At 48.7% G+C, this 15,617-nt stretch carries 10 protein-coding genes, 1 rRNA gene and 3 riboswitches; all 11 genes read right to left on the bottom strand.

All coding sequences use genetic code 11. The features are described from left to right. Positions 1–301: ribosomal RNA gene (locus tag ACX1DY_RS28695) — 16S ribosomal RNA — on the bottom strand; the annotation flags it as partial. A 447-nt stretch (positions 302–748) separates the two neighbouring features. Further along, positions 749–1,558 carry a transglutaminase-like domain-containing protein gene (locus ACX1DY_RS28690; RefSeq protein WP_458967536.1) on the bottom strand — a complete coding sequence of 270 codons (810 nt, stop codon included), beginning with the start codon at positions 1,556–1,558 and terminating at the stop codon, positions 749–751. Between the two features lie 13 nt (positions 1,559–1,571). Then, positions 1,572–1,653, bottom strand: a riboswitch (cyclic di-GMP riboswitch). 73 nt (positions 1,654–1,726) lie between these two features. Continuing rightward, positions 1,727–1,808: riboswitch (cyclic di-GMP riboswitch) on the bottom strand. A gap of 85 nt (positions 1,809–1,893) precedes the next feature. After that, positions 1,894–2,553 (bottom strand): class D sortase, encoded by a 660-nt coding sequence (locus tag ACX1DY_RS28685; protein ID WP_458967535.1) that lies wholly within the window; start codon positions 2,551–2,553, stop codon positions 1,894–1,896. 29 nt (positions 2,554–2,582) lie between these two features. Continuing rightward, positions 2,583–2,987: a GtrA family protein gene (locus ACX1DY_RS28680; RefSeq protein ID WP_458967534.1), complete on the bottom strand. Its 405-nt coding sequence runs from the start codon at positions 2,985–2,987 to the stop codon at positions 2,583–2,585. Continuing rightward, a complete protein-coding gene (locus ACX1DY_RS28675) occupies positions 2,977–3,963 on the bottom strand; it encodes a glycosyltransferase family 2 protein (protein WP_458967533.1) in 987 nt (328 codons plus the stop codon). Before ACX1DY_RS28675 ends, ACX1DY_RS28680 begins: the two co-directional genes overlap by 11 nt. Positions 3,964–4,012: 49 nt before the next feature. Continuing rightward, positions 4,013–7,837 carry a phospholipid carrier-dependent glycosyltransferase gene (locus tag ACX1DY_RS28670; RefSeq protein WP_458967532.1) on the bottom strand — a complete coding sequence of 1,275 codons (3,825 nt, stop codon included), beginning with the start codon at positions 7,835–7,837 and terminating at the stop codon, positions 4,013–4,015. Continuing rightward, the gene (locus ACX1DY_RS28665; protein WP_458967531.1) at positions 7,834–9,822 is read right to left on the bottom strand and encodes a glycosyltransferase family 39 protein; all 1,989 of its coding nucleotides are present in this window, start codon (positions 9,820–9,822) and stop codon (positions 7,834–7,836) included. The genes ACX1DY_RS28670 and ACX1DY_RS28665 overlap by 4 nt, the downstream gene beginning before the upstream one ends. A 181-nt stretch (positions 9,823–10,003) precedes the next feature. Further along, a complete protein-coding gene (locus tag ACX1DY_RS28660; RefSeq protein WP_458967530.1) occupies positions 10,004–11,404 on the bottom strand; it encodes an NCS2 family permease in 1,401 nt (466 codons plus the stop codon). 123 nt (positions 11,405–11,527) lie between these two features. Beyond that, positions 11,528–11,627: riboswitch (purine riboswitch) on the bottom strand. A gap of 107 nt (positions 11,628–11,734) precedes the next feature. Continuing rightward, positions 11,735–12,343, bottom strand: a complete 609-nt coding sequence (locus ACX1DY_RS28655; protein WP_458967529.1) for a DUF6707 family protein — start codon at positions 12,341–12,343, stop codon at positions 11,735–11,737. Between the two features lie 465 nt (positions 12,344–12,808). Then, on the bottom strand, positions 12,809–13,747 hold the full coding sequence (locus ACX1DY_RS28650; protein WP_458967528.1) for an NADP-dependent oxidoreductase: 939 nt from the start codon (positions 13,745–13,747) through the stop codon (positions 12,809–12,811). A 251-nt stretch (positions 13,748–13,998) separates the two neighbouring features. Next, a complete protein-coding gene (guaA, locus tag ACX1DY_RS28645) occupies positions 13,999–15,537 on the bottom strand; it encodes a glutamine-hydrolyzing GMP synthase (RefSeq protein ID WP_458967527.1) in 1,539 nt (512 codons plus the stop codon). Positions 15,538–15,617: the final 80 nt, after the last annotated feature.

Here is a 15,617-nt window from a genome sequence, read left to right as displayed (position 1 = left end):
CTCAGGTCGGCTACGCATCGTCGCCTTGGTGGGCCGTTACCCCACCAACTAGCTAATGCGCCGCAGGCCCATCCTCTAGTAGCAGATTGCTCCGCCTTTCATCCTTCCTTCAGGAGAAGAAAGGAATTATCCGGTATTAGCTACCGTTTCCGGTAGTTATCCCAGTCTACAGGGTAGGTTGCCTACGTGTTACTCACCCGTCCGCCGCTAAGCTTACCCCGAAGGATAAGCTCCGCTCGACTTGCATGTATTAGGCACGCCGCCAGCGTTCGTCCTGAGCCAGGATCAAACTCTCCAATAAGGACGCTTGCGAAGCAAGCGTCGCCTGCATTCTCTTGGGTCCAACTCAAACTTGAGTGGATGAAGAGAATGCAGTATAGAAAGAGCGATTCGCTCATTTTGAAACATCTGACGAGAATTAAAATTCTCATTTTGGAATCACCGAAGTGATTTCCGATACTCACTCGTTGTTCAGTTTTCAAAGATCAAGCTCGTTGCCCACGACGGTGTTCACGTCAGCAGCAACTCTTATAATATATCACATTGATTTCAGAAACGCAACAGTTTTTTTCGAAACAACTTATTCAGCTATTTCTTATTAACTTTTGCCGCGCTCTAACAACGCTTAATCATAATACCTCATAACCCTATGAAAAAGCAACCCCTATAAACAAAGAAAAATAACCCACTTAATATTTAAGCGGGTTATCTATGAATTAGGCTAGATTATGAAAACAACTGCTTGTTCTTAATAGAACTTAGCTGCAGTATATTTGCTTGCATCTTTGATCAATCCTGTTGTCTGGCTGTTCTTCGCCAATCCTGCATCTACAGTCGTATCAATAATTACCCATTTGCCATTAAGGAAGACTTCGTTCCAAGCATGATAGGTAGTAACGTAGCTTGAGTTCCCCATAACCAGCTTAGTTGGAATGCCTTCACTGCGAAGCATGGTAGCAAACAATGAAGCGTAGTCGTAGCAGATCCCCTTTTTGGTGAGGAGTGTATTGTCATTGTTAGGGATGTAGTCCGTTGAAACATTGGAGGCCAAGGTGTAGTCGTATTTTACGTTAGACACAATATAGTTGTATATCGCTTTTACCTTTGCTTCGTCAGTTGTCAGACCTTGCGTTAGTTGCTTAGCCTTCAGAACTGTTGTATCGGAAGAACTCCATTTCACGTTCTGTACGGAGCCCAGATATACGGCATTTGCATTGCTCAGACTGAGATCTACGGTTTCGGAAGAAATCACTTTGTATTTGTTACCGGTGGTGTTCTCAAGTACAGATACTTTATAAGAACCATTGCCTTGCTGCAGCGGGAACGTTTCGGTTTGTCTGGAGGCATAGAGGTTGTAAGTGTAGCTGTTGTTGTCTTTGGTGATCATAAGCTTGACACGCTTGTCCTTAGGGACGGCATAGGATACCGAGATAACACCCTGATCCAATTGAGCTGTATTCAACCAGCCGGTGTCCGTGCTTGCGGCTTCAACAGATCCCGCTTGAACGGAAGTAGCAACTACAAACAATGTTAATAATGTAAAAAAGAATTTCTTCATGGATAAAACTCCTTTCGGTAGCTGGCTGCCATCCTTAACGGGAAGACCCTTTAGCTTTGCGTCCCTACCTTTCGATAGGTTTGCCGTTATCGTATAAGTTCTATCTGTTCTTACTTCTACTAGAAGTTACTAGATTTAGCTTAAGAACAAACAAAAAAAGCCTCTTCATTCGGTAGCTGGCTGCCATCCATAGCGGGAAGGCCCTTTAGCTTTGCGTCCCTATCTTTCGATAGGTTTGCCGTTATCGTGTTTAGCTTTTATAGTTACATAGTACCATATCTATCTCTATATTCAAGACCCAAATCACTAGATTCACACTATTTTTAGTTGAATTTTTATATAACTAGCTTAGCATGCACGATCAGCCGGTGGGTTGGATTGACCAATGGATCACATGTAATCAGGGTAAGTATTTTGTCATCGTTATGCCCATTTAGCACCGAAATATCTGTAGGCTCCACGATAGAGATATCATAAACAACGTATTTGAAATCCTGCCTGCTTGTTGTAACGGAAATGGTGTCGCCAATTTCGACTTCGTTCAATCTGTTGAAGAGTCTCCCTGTTGTTCTTGATCTGTGGGCTGCAATTGCGGCATTGCCGACCTCACCAATCGGTGCTGTCTCCTTCATATGGGCGGCGGCATGCTTCATATTGGCTTTGGTTGCCCCTTCAAGGATAGGCAGCTTCAGGTCGATTTTGTTAATTTGGATAATTCCGATGATCTTGCCGCCTACCTGAATGTCCGGAGCTGGCGATTCAGTTGCTTCTGCCTGTTCATTCGCAGATGATTCCTCTGACAGCAGCTTGGTAACTGCCGCATACGGCTTGCTCAGGTCTGATCCTGACGGCGGAGCGGGCGTAACTTCACTATAGGCCTGTTCGGCTTCTTCCAGCAGCTTCTGCTGCTCCCAATCGTTGTACCACTCGTTCGCTTTTGGATACAGCATGATAAGAATCCCCGCAAGGATAAGCAAAAAAGAGAACTTACGCATGAAAATCACCTCCGTTAGTTATGATAACCTCAGAATACCCATTTGCGGCTTCCAAAAAAATTGATAATTACGGTCACGAAGGTGACCAGCACTTTGGCAATCAGCACCTGTACGCCAAAACGGTCCGTCAGCAAATGCATCAGCAGCACCGAGATCCCCAGCACAGCCAGGTTAAGCACGATAAACCTCACAAGCTGCATCCGGTCAAAGCTATCCTTGCTTCCCCTGTCCTGATCACGGAAGGTCACTTTTTTATTCCAAAAAAAGCTGTTGGCTGTACCTGCACTATACGAAATAATCTGCGCCGGCGTGTTCATCATTCCAAGGGAATGCAGCAGTGTAAATACCGCAAAATCAATCAGTGTGTTCAGCAAGCCTACTGCATTGAATTTTAAAAACTGGATGAATCCCGCGTTCAGCTTTTTATCTGACATAATCCTTTTCCTTCCGCTTGTCCAGGCTCTCTATGTCAGCCTCTGTATTGTAGCCCCTGGTCTCACGCACGATATACAGCGGTCTGTCCTTCGATTCATCATAAATCCGCCCGATGTATTCCCCAATCACACCAAGGAGCATCAAGACAATACCGTTAAACAGCAAATTCACGCCCACAATAGAGGCCCAGCCGGGGACGGTCCAAGAGGTGAACACCTTCTGGAACAAAACAAAAAACAAATAAAGAAAGCTGGAGAACGATAGAAAAAAGCCGACGTATGACGCAATTTTGAGTGGCTTATGCGAAAAGGAGGTGATGCCGTCCAGCGCAAACCGGATCATTTTCTTCAAAGGGTACTTGGTTTCACCTGCAAAACGCTCCTCACGCACATATTCCACCATCGTCTGCCGGAAGCCTACCCAGCTCACCAAACCTCTGACATAACGGTTCTTCTCCTTCAAGCCACGCATTACATCACACACTTTGCGGTCGATCAAGCGGAAATCCCCTGTATCCGTGGGAATATCCACACTGGTCATGCTGCTGAGCAGACGGTAGAACATCTTGGCGGTTGCTTTTTTGAAAAAAGTCTCTCCGTGGCGTTTGAGCCGCTTGGCGTAGACTACCTCGTAGCCCTCTTTCCACTTCGTGATCATCTGCAAAATGACCTCAGGCGGATCCTGCAGATCCGCATCAATCACCACAACCGCATCGCCTTCAGCATAGTCCATCCCCGCCGTTATCGCTACCTGATGCCCGAAGTTACGCGAGAAGTCGATCAGCTTGACATGCTCGTCACGGCTGCTGACCTCATGCATAATCTCGACTGTCCGGTCCCGGCTCCCGTCATTGACGAAGACCAGTTCGTAGGAATCGCCGCATTCGTCCATTACCTTCTTGAGACGCTCGTACGTATGCTGAATGACTTCCTCCTCATTGAACATGGGGACAATTACACTGTATCTGGCTTTCACTGTCGTTCCTCCTAATTTTTTTGTGAGCTTGTGCTGCCTGAATCGCCGGCTAGAATACCCAAGAAGGGAACCAGCGCAGCATCACCTTCACGTAGTCTTCGCTGACCTGCATACCTGACAATACAGGGTAAAACATTACAAAGAGCAGCGCCGCAACAGCGACATATGCATACCGCCATGTTTTTGCCTGGGGGTACTTACTGTCAAACAGCTTCAAGATATAGACGATTGCCAGAATCATGAACGGCACCATTGCGAAATAATGGTAAAGGAATGTCTCGCGCGGTACCAGCATCCAAGGCACATACTGGGAGAGGAAGCCGATCCATATCATGTACAGGCTCTTGTCTTTACGTTTCACTGTCAACCAGAGCGAGGCCAGCAAGGCGAAGATTCCTGTCCACCAAATCAGCGGATTCCCCATAGTAACGATACTGCTCACCTGTCCTTGCGGCAGGCCTTCGCCCCCGCTGAAGAACCATACCGGACGTTTCATAAATGGCCATTCCCACCATGATGAAGCAAACGGATGTGTGGCAACAAGCTGGCTGTGATAATTGTACATGTTCTTTTGCGCCTGAATCAGCCCTTTTATGGTATAGCCCTCCGCCGAGACAGACAGCACAGGGATAAAGGACAAGCTGTAAATGACTACCGGAATAATGACAAAGAACAGCACACAACTGAGCAGTGTGACAATGGTGTTCTTCCAGAAGCGCTGTTTTGCATTGCGGCAGGCGTCCTTAAGCTCCTGGTCACCTACTTTGCCTTCGGCAAGCACACGCCCCGCAGCTTTATATTCCTTGTAGCGCTCAAACAGCGTAAACGCCAGCATAATCGCAAGTCCCGCACCTCCGTAGATTACAATCCATTTGGAGGCAACCCCGATGCCAAAGAACAGACCGGACCAGAACAGCGGCACCAAGGTCTTGCGCAGCGGAACACGGTAGAAATTCATCGTGTAGTAGCGCTGCATGAAATAGAACATCAGCATGATGAAGAATACGCCGTAGACATCAATTGTAGAAATACGCGTCTGGGTAAAATGCATGAAATCCAGTGCGAACAATCCGGCGGCAAGCGCGGCGTAGGTGGTCTTTTTGAACAGCCGCAAGGCCATAATGTAGATCAGCGGCAGCATGGCGATACCAAACAAAGTACCGATAATCCGCCAGCCGAACGGATTGACGCCGAACAGCTCCATCCCTACAGCGATCAGCAGCTTGCCGAGCGGAGGATGGGTATTCTCATACGGAACAATGCCATGTGTGTATTCATAGGCTGTCCGCGCATGGTAAATTTCATCAAAATAGGTGCTGTTCATGAAACCGGAGTTTTCCGGAATGAGCGCCTGCTCGTCAAACAGGTTGGACGGTGCGCCTCTCTTGGCAACTGCCGAAGCATCCGGCGTGACGCTGGCTACCGGAAGCGGTGTTTTGCCTCCTCCCTGCTCGTAAAAGGCCATTTCATTCAAAGTAAAACCCGGAGAGGTAACGGTCAGCTTCACGTATCTGGCCGCGACGTTCAAAGGCTGGCTTTTCCAGATAAACACATTGCCGACATCCTCATTGACATCCAAAGGATTGCTCCAGGAATCAGGTGATTGGCTGAACTCCAATTTGAATTTACCGGTACCTACTCCTCCGAATATATTTACGCGCTCCAACTGTCTGCTCTGGCCGAGGTCCACATAGAAGCTCTCGCCGCTGGCGGCAGGCTGCCATAAGGTTTCCGGGGCTTTGGTTGAGCCGAGATGAAACAGAGCCAGCGCCGCATACACGGCGGTAATGCCGAGCATCCACATCCAGTCCTTACGCTTCAGCCTGAGCAAGCCCACCCTACCGCTCTGCTGAACCGGACGGATTCCTTCGGCAAGCTCCATATCAGCCTTATGATTCTCTGCCGCTGACGGCGGCGGGAGCAGAAGCTTGATCTCCTTACGGACATACACCGCATACCCGACATACAGCATATATAACACCAAAGCGATGTTCGCAATCGCAGTCACAAGAACAATCCCGTCCGAAGGCGGATTATTGCCGGCATTCAGATGGGCCAAGGTATAGCCCACGTTAAGATACTGCGTTAAAGTAAATCCAAGAAAGATTGTCAGGAACCGGCGGTCCCGGCTCTCGATATAAGTGAACAGGCCTAGAATTAACGCCGGATACATATACCGTTCATGCATTTTCGTGCCAAACACAAACACAACTGCGATCAGAACCATACCGACGAAGAAGGACTTGGACAGCTCCTTGCGGTCTTTTTTGAAGGAGTAATACGCTGCAAGGACAACCGCCGCCAGGATGAAAATAAAACCCCAGGTACGATAGGTGATCCCAAGCCACATCGAATCAATCGCGGACCACATCGGCGCAGTCAATGCATATAGATTAAAGGCATTCACCGTAGAATATGGATAGGAAGACAAGGTTCCCTTGTACAAATCTATAAGTCCGCCGAATCCGCCGTTATTCCAAAAGAACGGAGCCGCCAGCACGGCAAAGATCCCCAGTCCATAAAGAGCGCCAAGCGCAAGCTGCTTCCATGCCCGGTGATGATAAAAAGCAAACAGCAGCACAGGGGTAAAAATCAGCGCCTGCGGTTTAATCAGTGTGGCTAAGGCAAAAAAGATGGCCGATCTCACAAAGGCTTTATTGGATGCGCCCATAATACTGAGCAGCAGGAATACCAAAAAGAAGGAGTCCGCTTGTCCCCAAGCGGCAGAATCCATCAGCACCGCCGGATTGAACAGGAACAGCAGCATTAAGCCGATGGCCATGCCGGAGCCAAGCTTCGCGCGGCCTGCGCGGTAAATTAACCAGCCCAGCACCAGGTCCGAAATGATCGCCGGCAGCTTAAAGAGCAGCGTCTCTCCGCCCGAGCCATGCGCAAAGCCAAACAACCCGCGAATGAGGCTGAGAAGATACAATATGTACAAATATCCCGGAGGGTAGTCGGCAAAATAACCCTCTTCATAAAACTTGCCGGGTCCCAGGTCAACGAGCCGCTGTCCCCAGGCGATAAAGGTATTCATGTCGTTCTGATACCCTTGTGCCGTCAGACCAATCCAAATCCGCAGAATAAAAGCGATTCCGAATACGATATACAGCCATCGGGTATAGATGCCGTCCGATTGGCCCAGCAGGCGGTTGCTGCGGAAGGCTTTATTATAGAGGAAAGCGAAAAACACGCTGAACAATGCCGAGAGCAGCAGCAGCTTGGCAGGAGAAACCTTGTGCGGCGTCTCTGCAGCCTGACTGCCTGCATTCTGGGCCGCTGCTTGCGCTTCGAGCGAAATGACACTGACTCCGTCAGGAACAGCATCCACTTGCTCTACCGACAGATCATCAAAGTAGGCTTTCCCTTGAATAAGACTGGAATAACCGCCCAAGGCGGCGCCGATTCCGAGCGTTTTTTGCTCCGGACCGGTCTGTCCGTAGAATTCAAGGTACTGCCAATCTCCGGAAGTATCCGTGGTCGCGGGATAACCGCTGGCGATGCCTACCGGGAAAATATTTGCGCCAAGACCCTGGCCCGCAGTGCTGACGATTTTGACATAACCGGAAATCTTGTAGTAGCTGTTCGGCGCAACCGTAATATTCTGCACCCATTTCAGATGATTCGGCTCCAGATTCTCAATCACTGCCGCTTTGCTGCCGGAATGGACCTCTTCCGACTGTACCGAGAGCAGCCCGGAACTGTCCCCGGAGATCCACATATCCTTGGTCCAGCCCGAAGGAGTACCATTGTCCCCATCCTCAAAGCCCGGATTCTGCAATAGATTGCCTTCTGCATAAATGCTTGTTACAGGAAGCGTGAACAATAACAGCATTAATACAATGATTGCGGACGCGCGTATACTCTTGATCATCGTTCCAACCTCACCTCGTCAATGTTAATCCAGCCGTTCCCGCCGGTTATGTAAATCTCGGCCTGCTCACCCTGCTTAAGCGTCGCAGCCGGAAGTTTAATAGGATGATATTTGTCTCCCGCCGTCAGTTCAGCCTCCGTACGCACAGCGCCATTTACCCGGATGCCAATCCTTCCCCCGTCCCCTCCGGCGCTCACCATAACGGATAATTTATAGACGCCAGTCTGGGCGGTAAAGTTCTGCACTATGCTTTTGTCTGAACCTATATCGAGATAAGCATGGCTTGCTCCAGAGTAAGGATTATTGGCAGCTATACCCGTTCCCGCTGAAAAGCTCCAGCTTGAGGCTCCCGCTTCAAAGCCTCCATTAGGAATCTCAGCCTGGACGCCCTCTTCATCTGGAGACGCTGCTTCTGTATTATTGATAAGCACGCTGTAGTTGGCGAAGCGCTTAATCGTATAATCCCCGGCCACAGCAGGCAAAGGCTCATTATTCCCAAAGATATATGCCGAATGGCCCGGCACAATGTCCGGATCGCCAAATCTGTACCGGCCAAAGGAGTCAACCATTTGAAATGCATCTCCGGGATTGGTGTAATGGACAGAATCCAGGAAGTCATGCGGATTGATTTTCTCATAAAACAGCACATAAATATAGGGCATATTCACTTTATTGGTGACGTAGATCTCCCCGCTGCTTGCTTCTGATGCATACTGCACTGCAGGCCCGAGAGAGTCATAAAAAGCCGGACCGATCTCCTTGGGGAACTCCCGGAAATAGGCATTTGTAAAAAAGCCAAACATTACTGTGAAAGCAGCAACAGACAATATGCCGGCAAACCTCACCTTGCGATACAGCCACATTGCACCTACAGCGACCAGCATAATCAGCGGATAGAAAATAATATTGATCCGGTTGATGTTCACATCTGTAATCAAGGACATCAGTACGGCGACCAGCAGCCAGAGCAGCAGAACTGCATGCAGTGGACGCTCACGCCCGTTTGTCCGCAGCGCAAGGATCATGACAATAAGCCCGAGCAACGCAAAAGGCAGCGCAATCGGATAAGCATAACCATAAGGAGAAATGGAGTTCCACGGCAGTCCATCGCTTCCGCTGCGCATAAGCTGGATGAAGCTGCTAAAGTTTCCGGCCGCAGTCTGCAGCAATTGTCCGCTGAATACAGAGGAAATCTGCTCCACCCGCGGCGTTGTTAGCCTGGGAATCGTAAAGAGCCCTGCTGTGATCTCTTCAAGCTTATAATGATTAATTACTATAAATAATAGTATAGGCAGAGCAAGGAGTACAAATAGAATACCGTTCCATATAAGCGTCCGAATTTTCAGGGCTCTACTATACAATAGAAGAAATACCGAACAAATAGCAAATATTGGAACAAAAAAATAAGCTGTACCATAAGCATAAAGCGAAATTGCCATGATTACGGTGAAACCGTAAGACCATTTTGGAGTCTGGAATGATTTCAATAGAAAGTAAACAGCAATTAAAATTAGGGTAGGGAACAAATTGGACTCCAGCGCCCATCTGGACATCATAATATGCCAAGGGTTGATGGCGATAAAGAACATGGCGAAAATACCGGCTGTTCTGGATGGAAACAGTTGCCTCATACATAAGTAGAAAAAAATCATGCCAAGAAGGCCCATCACCAGACTAAGCGCCCGCACGGATAGCGGTGTAAGCCCGAACAGCAGCAGGAAAGGCATGGATAGATAGGCGTACAGCGCATTCTGCCCGCTACCCCAGGCGATAAGGTGAATCGGCAGATGAATGCCATTGCGGTCTATTCCATAATGCAGAATCGCATAGGCGTCATATCCGATGGATGCTTCATCCTGATTCAGACCTTGGGGGATGGAGCCGATATAAACCGTTCGTACGATGGCCCCCAGCAAAAAGAGCAGCACTGGCCATGGATTGTCTATGCAGGCCCGATAAGCCCGTTTCAATAAGCCGGACAACATGAATCACCTCTTCAACAATATAATCTAAATATTGGGTGAATAAAAGGCTATATCGGAGGTTGTCCTGAACTGCGCGTAAAAAGCACCCGCAAATGTGAAAACGGCCCCTTCATAATTGAAGGGACCGGAACAGTTATAGAATGAACTTGAAAAATACTAATAAGGTGGAGTGACAATACGCTTAACCCTGGCTTCCAATCAGGATATAGCGCAGCACAATCAGGATAGCAAGCACCCACATCATCCAGTGGATGTTGTATTTCTTTTTGCCCACCAGGTTGCCTACGCAAGCCAGAATGACATACGTAACAATTCCGAAGGAAATTCCGTTCGCGATATTGTAAGTGAAAGGCATAATCACGAAGGTCAGGAAGGCTGGAATCGCCAGGACCATATCCTGAAAATCAATTTCGCGGATGGATTGAGCCATCAGCACACCGACAATAATCAGCGCCGCCGCAGTAGCAGGGCCAGGGATAAGCGCCACAACTGGAGCCAGGAACAACGCAAGCAGGAAGCAGACACCGGTTGTAACAGCAGTCAGACCTGTACGTCCGCCTTCAGCAACCCCGGCAGCACTCTCAACATAAGCAGTAGTGGTGGAAGTACCGAGCATTGCACCGCCGGCAACAGCTACCGCATCAACGAACATCGCTTTGCCGACGCGTTTTTTGCCTTCTTCGGCATTCTTCATAATTCCTGCACGCTCTGCAGTACCAACAAGTGTGCCAAAGGTATCAAACAATTCTACGAAGGTGAATGTGGCAATCGCGGAAACGATACCGGTGTGCATGATGCCTTCCCAGTCAAACTGCCAGAAGTTGAGCTGCGAGAAATCAGGAACCCAGTGATTGTCAGTGCTCGACAGGCTGCTGAAATCAACGACGCCCATTAGCATAGCAGCTACAGTCGTGCCCAGAATACCAAACAGGATTGCACCACGTACATTCAACACCATCAGGATGGAAATCAGCAGCAGGCCGATGATAACCAGTTGTACGTTGGAGTTCTCCAGACTGCCCATATGGATAACCGTCTCAAAGGAAAGCACATCTGTAAATTTGTTAGCGGCGATATCTTTGCCGGCTTCAACGCCGATCGTCATCAGTCCGCTGTTTTTAAGACCAATAATCGTAATGAACAAGCCGATACCAACAGTAATGGCATGCTTGAGGCTGTCCGGAATAGCGGTAAGCAGAATCTGCCGGACTTGGGTGACCGTAAGCAGGATGAAGATAATCCCGGAAATAAATACGGCGGTCAGACCCATTTGCCAAGTAAACGGATGGTCAGTGGTCTGTGAGGACAAAACTACGGAAGCAAAATATGCATTAAGGCCCATACCAGGCGCAAGAGCTACAGGAAAATTGATGAACAGACCCATCGCAATAGTGAAAATCCCTGCTGCCAGCGCGGTAGCCAGGAATACAGGATACCAGCCCATCTCAATGCGGCCAAAGGCAGTAAGTGTGCCCGGATTAACCGACAGGATATACGCCATTGCCATAAACGTGGTCAGACCGGCCATAATTTCTGTGCGCACTGTCGTGCCGTTTTCTTTCAACTTGAAAAAGCGGTTCAAATTGTTCTCCCCCTAAGGTTATGTTGTCTGAAAGCAACAGAAAAGCCGGTATCTTGGAAGACACCGGCCCGAAAAAAAGAACAACTCTCCTTCCCTGCGGATGAAAATCCGAAGGTTAATAGAGGTCTTGCTCTTCTTAATCGTAGCCAGGTCATTACGGTGACCTCGTAGAGACTTCCGGGCCGATTCCCGGAATTATACGAATGTTTATGCTGCTTTAGCGCTTTTTTATTTTAGGTGCACGTGACATGACTTGTCAATGGTAAATACGAACATTATGCGTGATGTTTTTGTTAATGTTCGTAATTCGGACAATATCACGTCCCTGACTTAATTGTAGCTGTAATTAGGCAGCTTCAGCAGCTCAGCGATGTACTTCTTAATCTCTTCTTCTAGTTTGTCCTTGTCAATGAGAGGGTATCCCTCCATTTCCCGGCATTCCATCATGCCCTTCAGAGCTGAAAAGCGGTAAGCTGCTGCGATTGCAGGCGTTGACGCTTGACCGATTTTATCCTGAGCGGTGAGGTCTTCAAAGGTCGTGCGGTTTTTGATGCGCAGCCGAAGCTCCTGCTTCGCCTCACGGTCCATCAGCTTGCCTGGTGTCACATGATCCGCCTCAATCTGGGCAATGATTGCCTCAGCCTGCTCCAGCTCCCCTTCCTCCCGCAAAATCCTTGCATGCAGCGCCCGTACAATATGTATAAACGTCCACACATTATAGTTATTGTTGAACACCAATCCGTCCGTCAGACTGCAAACCTGCTTCGCAGAGCCTGTGTCGCCGTTGATATACAGCAGCAATGCCAGATCCGACAGAGCCTCCATGTCCGCTGCGCTTTGAAAAGATATTTTCTTGGCAAGCTTGCGGCTCAGGCTTCCTACTTTCTTGTTCGGGCTGTTTGTAGCAATCTGTGTGAATAATGTTGCCGGGTTCTCCATACTGTTCAGCGCTCCTTCATGTTCGGATGTGGCTCTATTGTAATTTCTACAGCAGATCAAACTCAAATCCGCTGGAAAATAGGATCTACTGCATTCTGTGCAGCAGATTTTGCGAAAAAGCTCCTCTGTACCCGGAAACCAGATAATCAATTGTACGAATTACAGCAGAAGGCCATTTCCTGCTTCAAAATAAACATTCTATCCTGAAATAACGATGTCCGTACAGAGGACATTGTTATGGAAGCCTCGAATTTGGCGAAGCCAAATTGAGGGCCATCTATGAAATTTCATCGTCTGAAGTGCCGCGAAAGAGCGGCATGACTGTCCATTGCACAAAGTGCAGTCACTTTTCCTGTAATAAGCTGAATTAGACGGTCGGCGTTACCCTTGCTGCACAAGCAAAAGAGCACCCTGGCTAGGGATGCCCTTCTGCTTGACTGATTTCCGTTCAAAACGCCAGCTTCCTTAGGAGAACGTTATAGCTATTTTACCAACAGCATGGTGAGATTCACTTAATGCGTGGGCATCATACAGTCCTTTTTGCGAAAAAGGAAATGTAGCTCCAACTACTGACCTTACCTTCTTCTGCTCAAGCAGGCCGGCAATTTCCTGAAGCTGCTGTCCATTCGGCTCCAGCCATATATTTTTAGCGGTTACGTCGTATTCCTTGACCAGCTCTTCATCAAAATTGCTGACAATAGAGATGATTCGTCCGGTATGTTTTTTCAGCACTTTGAAGCTGTTCTTCTGAACATCCCCACCCATCGTATCGAATACAACGTCCACATCGGATAAAACATCTTCAAAGCGGGTCGTGCGGTAGTCAATAATCTGGTCAGCACCGAGTGAAGCCAGCAACTCATGATTACGCTCACTGGCCGTTGTAATAACATACGCTCCGGCTTGTTTGGCAAACTGGATCGCGAACATGCCAACGCCGCCTGCGCCTGCGTGAATTAATACCTTTTCTCCTCTAGCCAATCTTCCATGAGTAAAAAGCGCCTGCCAGGCAGTCAGCCCTGCGAGCGGAACGGAGGCGGCTTCTTCCCATGAGATATTGGCAGGCTTGCGCGCCAGCAGGTGATCATCTACCAAAGTATATTCGGCATAAGTTCCAAAGCGGGTAGTATCCGGACGGGCAAACACTTCGTCTCCCACTTTCCAATCCATTACCCCGCTGCCAACTTCAGAAATTGTTCCGGCAACATCCCATCCCAGAATAATCGGAAACTCCCAATCCATGATTTGTTTCAAGTAGCCTTCACGAAGCTTCCAGTCGATTGGATTGATCGAGGTAGCTGCCGCTTTAACTACAACCTGATGAGCTTGTGGAGCTGGATTCGGCACTTCTCTTTCCTGTAACTCTTCCTTACCCCCATAACGATCAATGACGATGGCTTTCATTTCTTGTCCTCCCTACTAGTTATTAGCTGATCTTCAAAGGTATTATTCATCTCTTTACACAAAAAATGCATACGATAAAACAAATTAGTTGACGCATCAATTAATATATCAAGTATTATACGCTTAATTAAAAAGTTATCAAGGATGATCGGACTTCATCTGCAACGAAGGAAGATCATGATTACTTAGACAAAAAAACCTTCAAACCCACGATAGCTGTGGGATTGAAGGTTCTTTGTCTTATTTAAAAACTACTCCCACTCAATCGTAGCTGGTGGTTTCGAGGTTACGTCGTACACGATGCGGTTGACGTTTTCCACTTCGTTGACGATGCGGACGGAGATTTTCTCCAGCACATCCCAAGGGATGCGTGCCCAGTCGGCGGTCATGCCGTCGATGGAGGTTACAGCACGGATGCCTACGGTGTAGGAATACGTACGTTCGTCACCCATAACGCCCACGCTCTTCATGTTCGGCAGGGCGGTGAAGTATTGCCAAATCTCGCGGTCGAGACCGGCTTTGGCGATTTCCTCGCGCAGGATATAGTCGGAGTCACGCACAATGGCTAGCTTCTCCTCGGTAACCTCGCCAAGTACACGAATGGCAAGTCCCGGACCCGGGAAAGGCTGACGCCAGACGATGGCATGCGGCATACCCAGCTCTTCGCCGAGCTTGCGGACCTCATCCTTGAACAACGTGTTCAAAGGCTCGATCAGGCTGAACTTCATATCCTCCGGCAGTCCGCCGACATTATGATGCGATTTGATCGTTTGCGCTGTTGCCGTTCCGCTCTCTACAATGTCGGTGTATAGCGTGCCTTGGGCCAGGAAAGCAAAATCGCCCAGCTTAGCCGATTCTTCGTCGAAGCAGTAGATGAACTCGTTGCCAATGATTTTGCGCTTTTGTTCGGGATCGGATACACCCGCTAGCTTGTCCAGGAAACGGGCGCGCGCGTCGATTTTCACCACATGAATATCGAATTTGCCCACGAAGGTTTCCATTACACTCTCTGCTTCACCTTTACGCAGCAGGCCGTGGTCGATAAACATACAGGTCAACTGGTCGCCGATGGCCCGGTGAATCAGCATCGCCACAACGGAGGAGTCTACACCGCCGCTGAGTGCGCACAGCACTTTTTTATCTCCGACTTTATCGCGAATATCCTTAACGGCATCCTCGATAAACGATTCCATCGTCCATTTGCCCTCGCAGCCGCAAACCTCATACAGAAAGTTCGAGATCATCTCGTTGCCTTTCAAAGAGTGGCGTACCTCAGGATGGAACTGCACAGCGAAAAAATTGCGGTCCGCGTGGCTCATTGCCGCAATTGGAGCACTCTCGGTACTGGCATCCAGCTTGAACCCGGAAGGAAGCTCCACTACATGGTCGCCGTGGCTCATCCATACGTTCTGACTGCTCTCAAGTCCGGCTGCAAGCACAGCGCCCTGCTCAAAATCAACATTGGCTTTGCCATATTCCCGCTTGTCCGCACGTTCAACCTTCCCGCCCTGCTGATGGGCCATGAGCTGCATACCGTAGCAGATACCGAAAATCGGCAGCCCCAAATCATAAATAGCCGGGTCTACATGCGGCGCATCCTCGGCATAAACACTACTTGGTCCTCCGGAGAAAACAATCCCTTTTGGCGAAAGTGCCTTGATCTTCTCAATCGGCGTATTGTACGGCAGAAGCTCGCTGTAAACCCCCAGATCCCGAATTCTGCGCGCGATAAGCTGGTTGTACTGTCCCCCGAAATCGAGAACGACGATAATTTCATTTGGCTTGTTCATTACGTGCCTCCCTTGATTATTGGATTCATTATACTCATGGTTAATTCTTACCGTCAAGGAAAGGAGGGCAGCTCAAGGAG

Source organism: Paenibacillus sp. BAC0078 (assembly GCF_054483875.1).
Note: the sequence above shows the minus strand (reverse complement) of the source record. Positions and strands in the feature narration are given on the sequence as shown.

Bases quoted from the DNA above. Each gene is read 5' to 3' on its own strand.
- ACX1DY_RS28650 (WP_458967528.1), bottom strand. From the start codon at position 13,747: ATGAAAGCCATCGTCATTGATCGTTATGGGGGTAAGGAAGAGTTACAG.
- ACX1DY_RS28665 (WP_458967531.1), bottom strand. From the start codon at position 9,822: ATGTTGTCCGGCTTATTGAAACGGGCTTATCGGGCCTGCATAGACAAT.
- ACX1DY_RS28680 (WP_458967534.1), bottom strand. From the start codon at position 2,987: ATGTCAGATAAAAAGCTGAACGCGGGATTCATCCAGTTTTTAAAATTC.
- ACX1DY_RS28655 (WP_458967529.1), bottom strand. From the start codon at position 12,343: ATGGAGAACCCGGCAACATTATTCACACAGATTGCTACAAACAGCCCG.
- guaA (WP_458967527.1), bottom strand. From the start codon at position 15,537: ATGAACAAGCCAAATGAAATTATCGTCGTTCTCGATTTCGGGGGACAG.
- ACX1DY_RS28690 (WP_458967536.1), bottom strand. From the start codon at position 1,558: ATGAAGAAATTCTTTTTTACATTATTAACATTGTTTGTAGTTGCTACT.
- ACX1DY_RS28670 (WP_458967532.1), bottom strand. From the start codon at position 7,837: ATGATCAAGAGTATACGCGCGTCCGCAATCATTGTATTAATGCTGTTA.
- ACX1DY_RS28685 (WP_458967535.1), bottom strand. From the start codon at position 2,553: ATGCGTAAGTTCTCTTTTTTGCTTATCCTTGCGGGGATTCTTATCATG.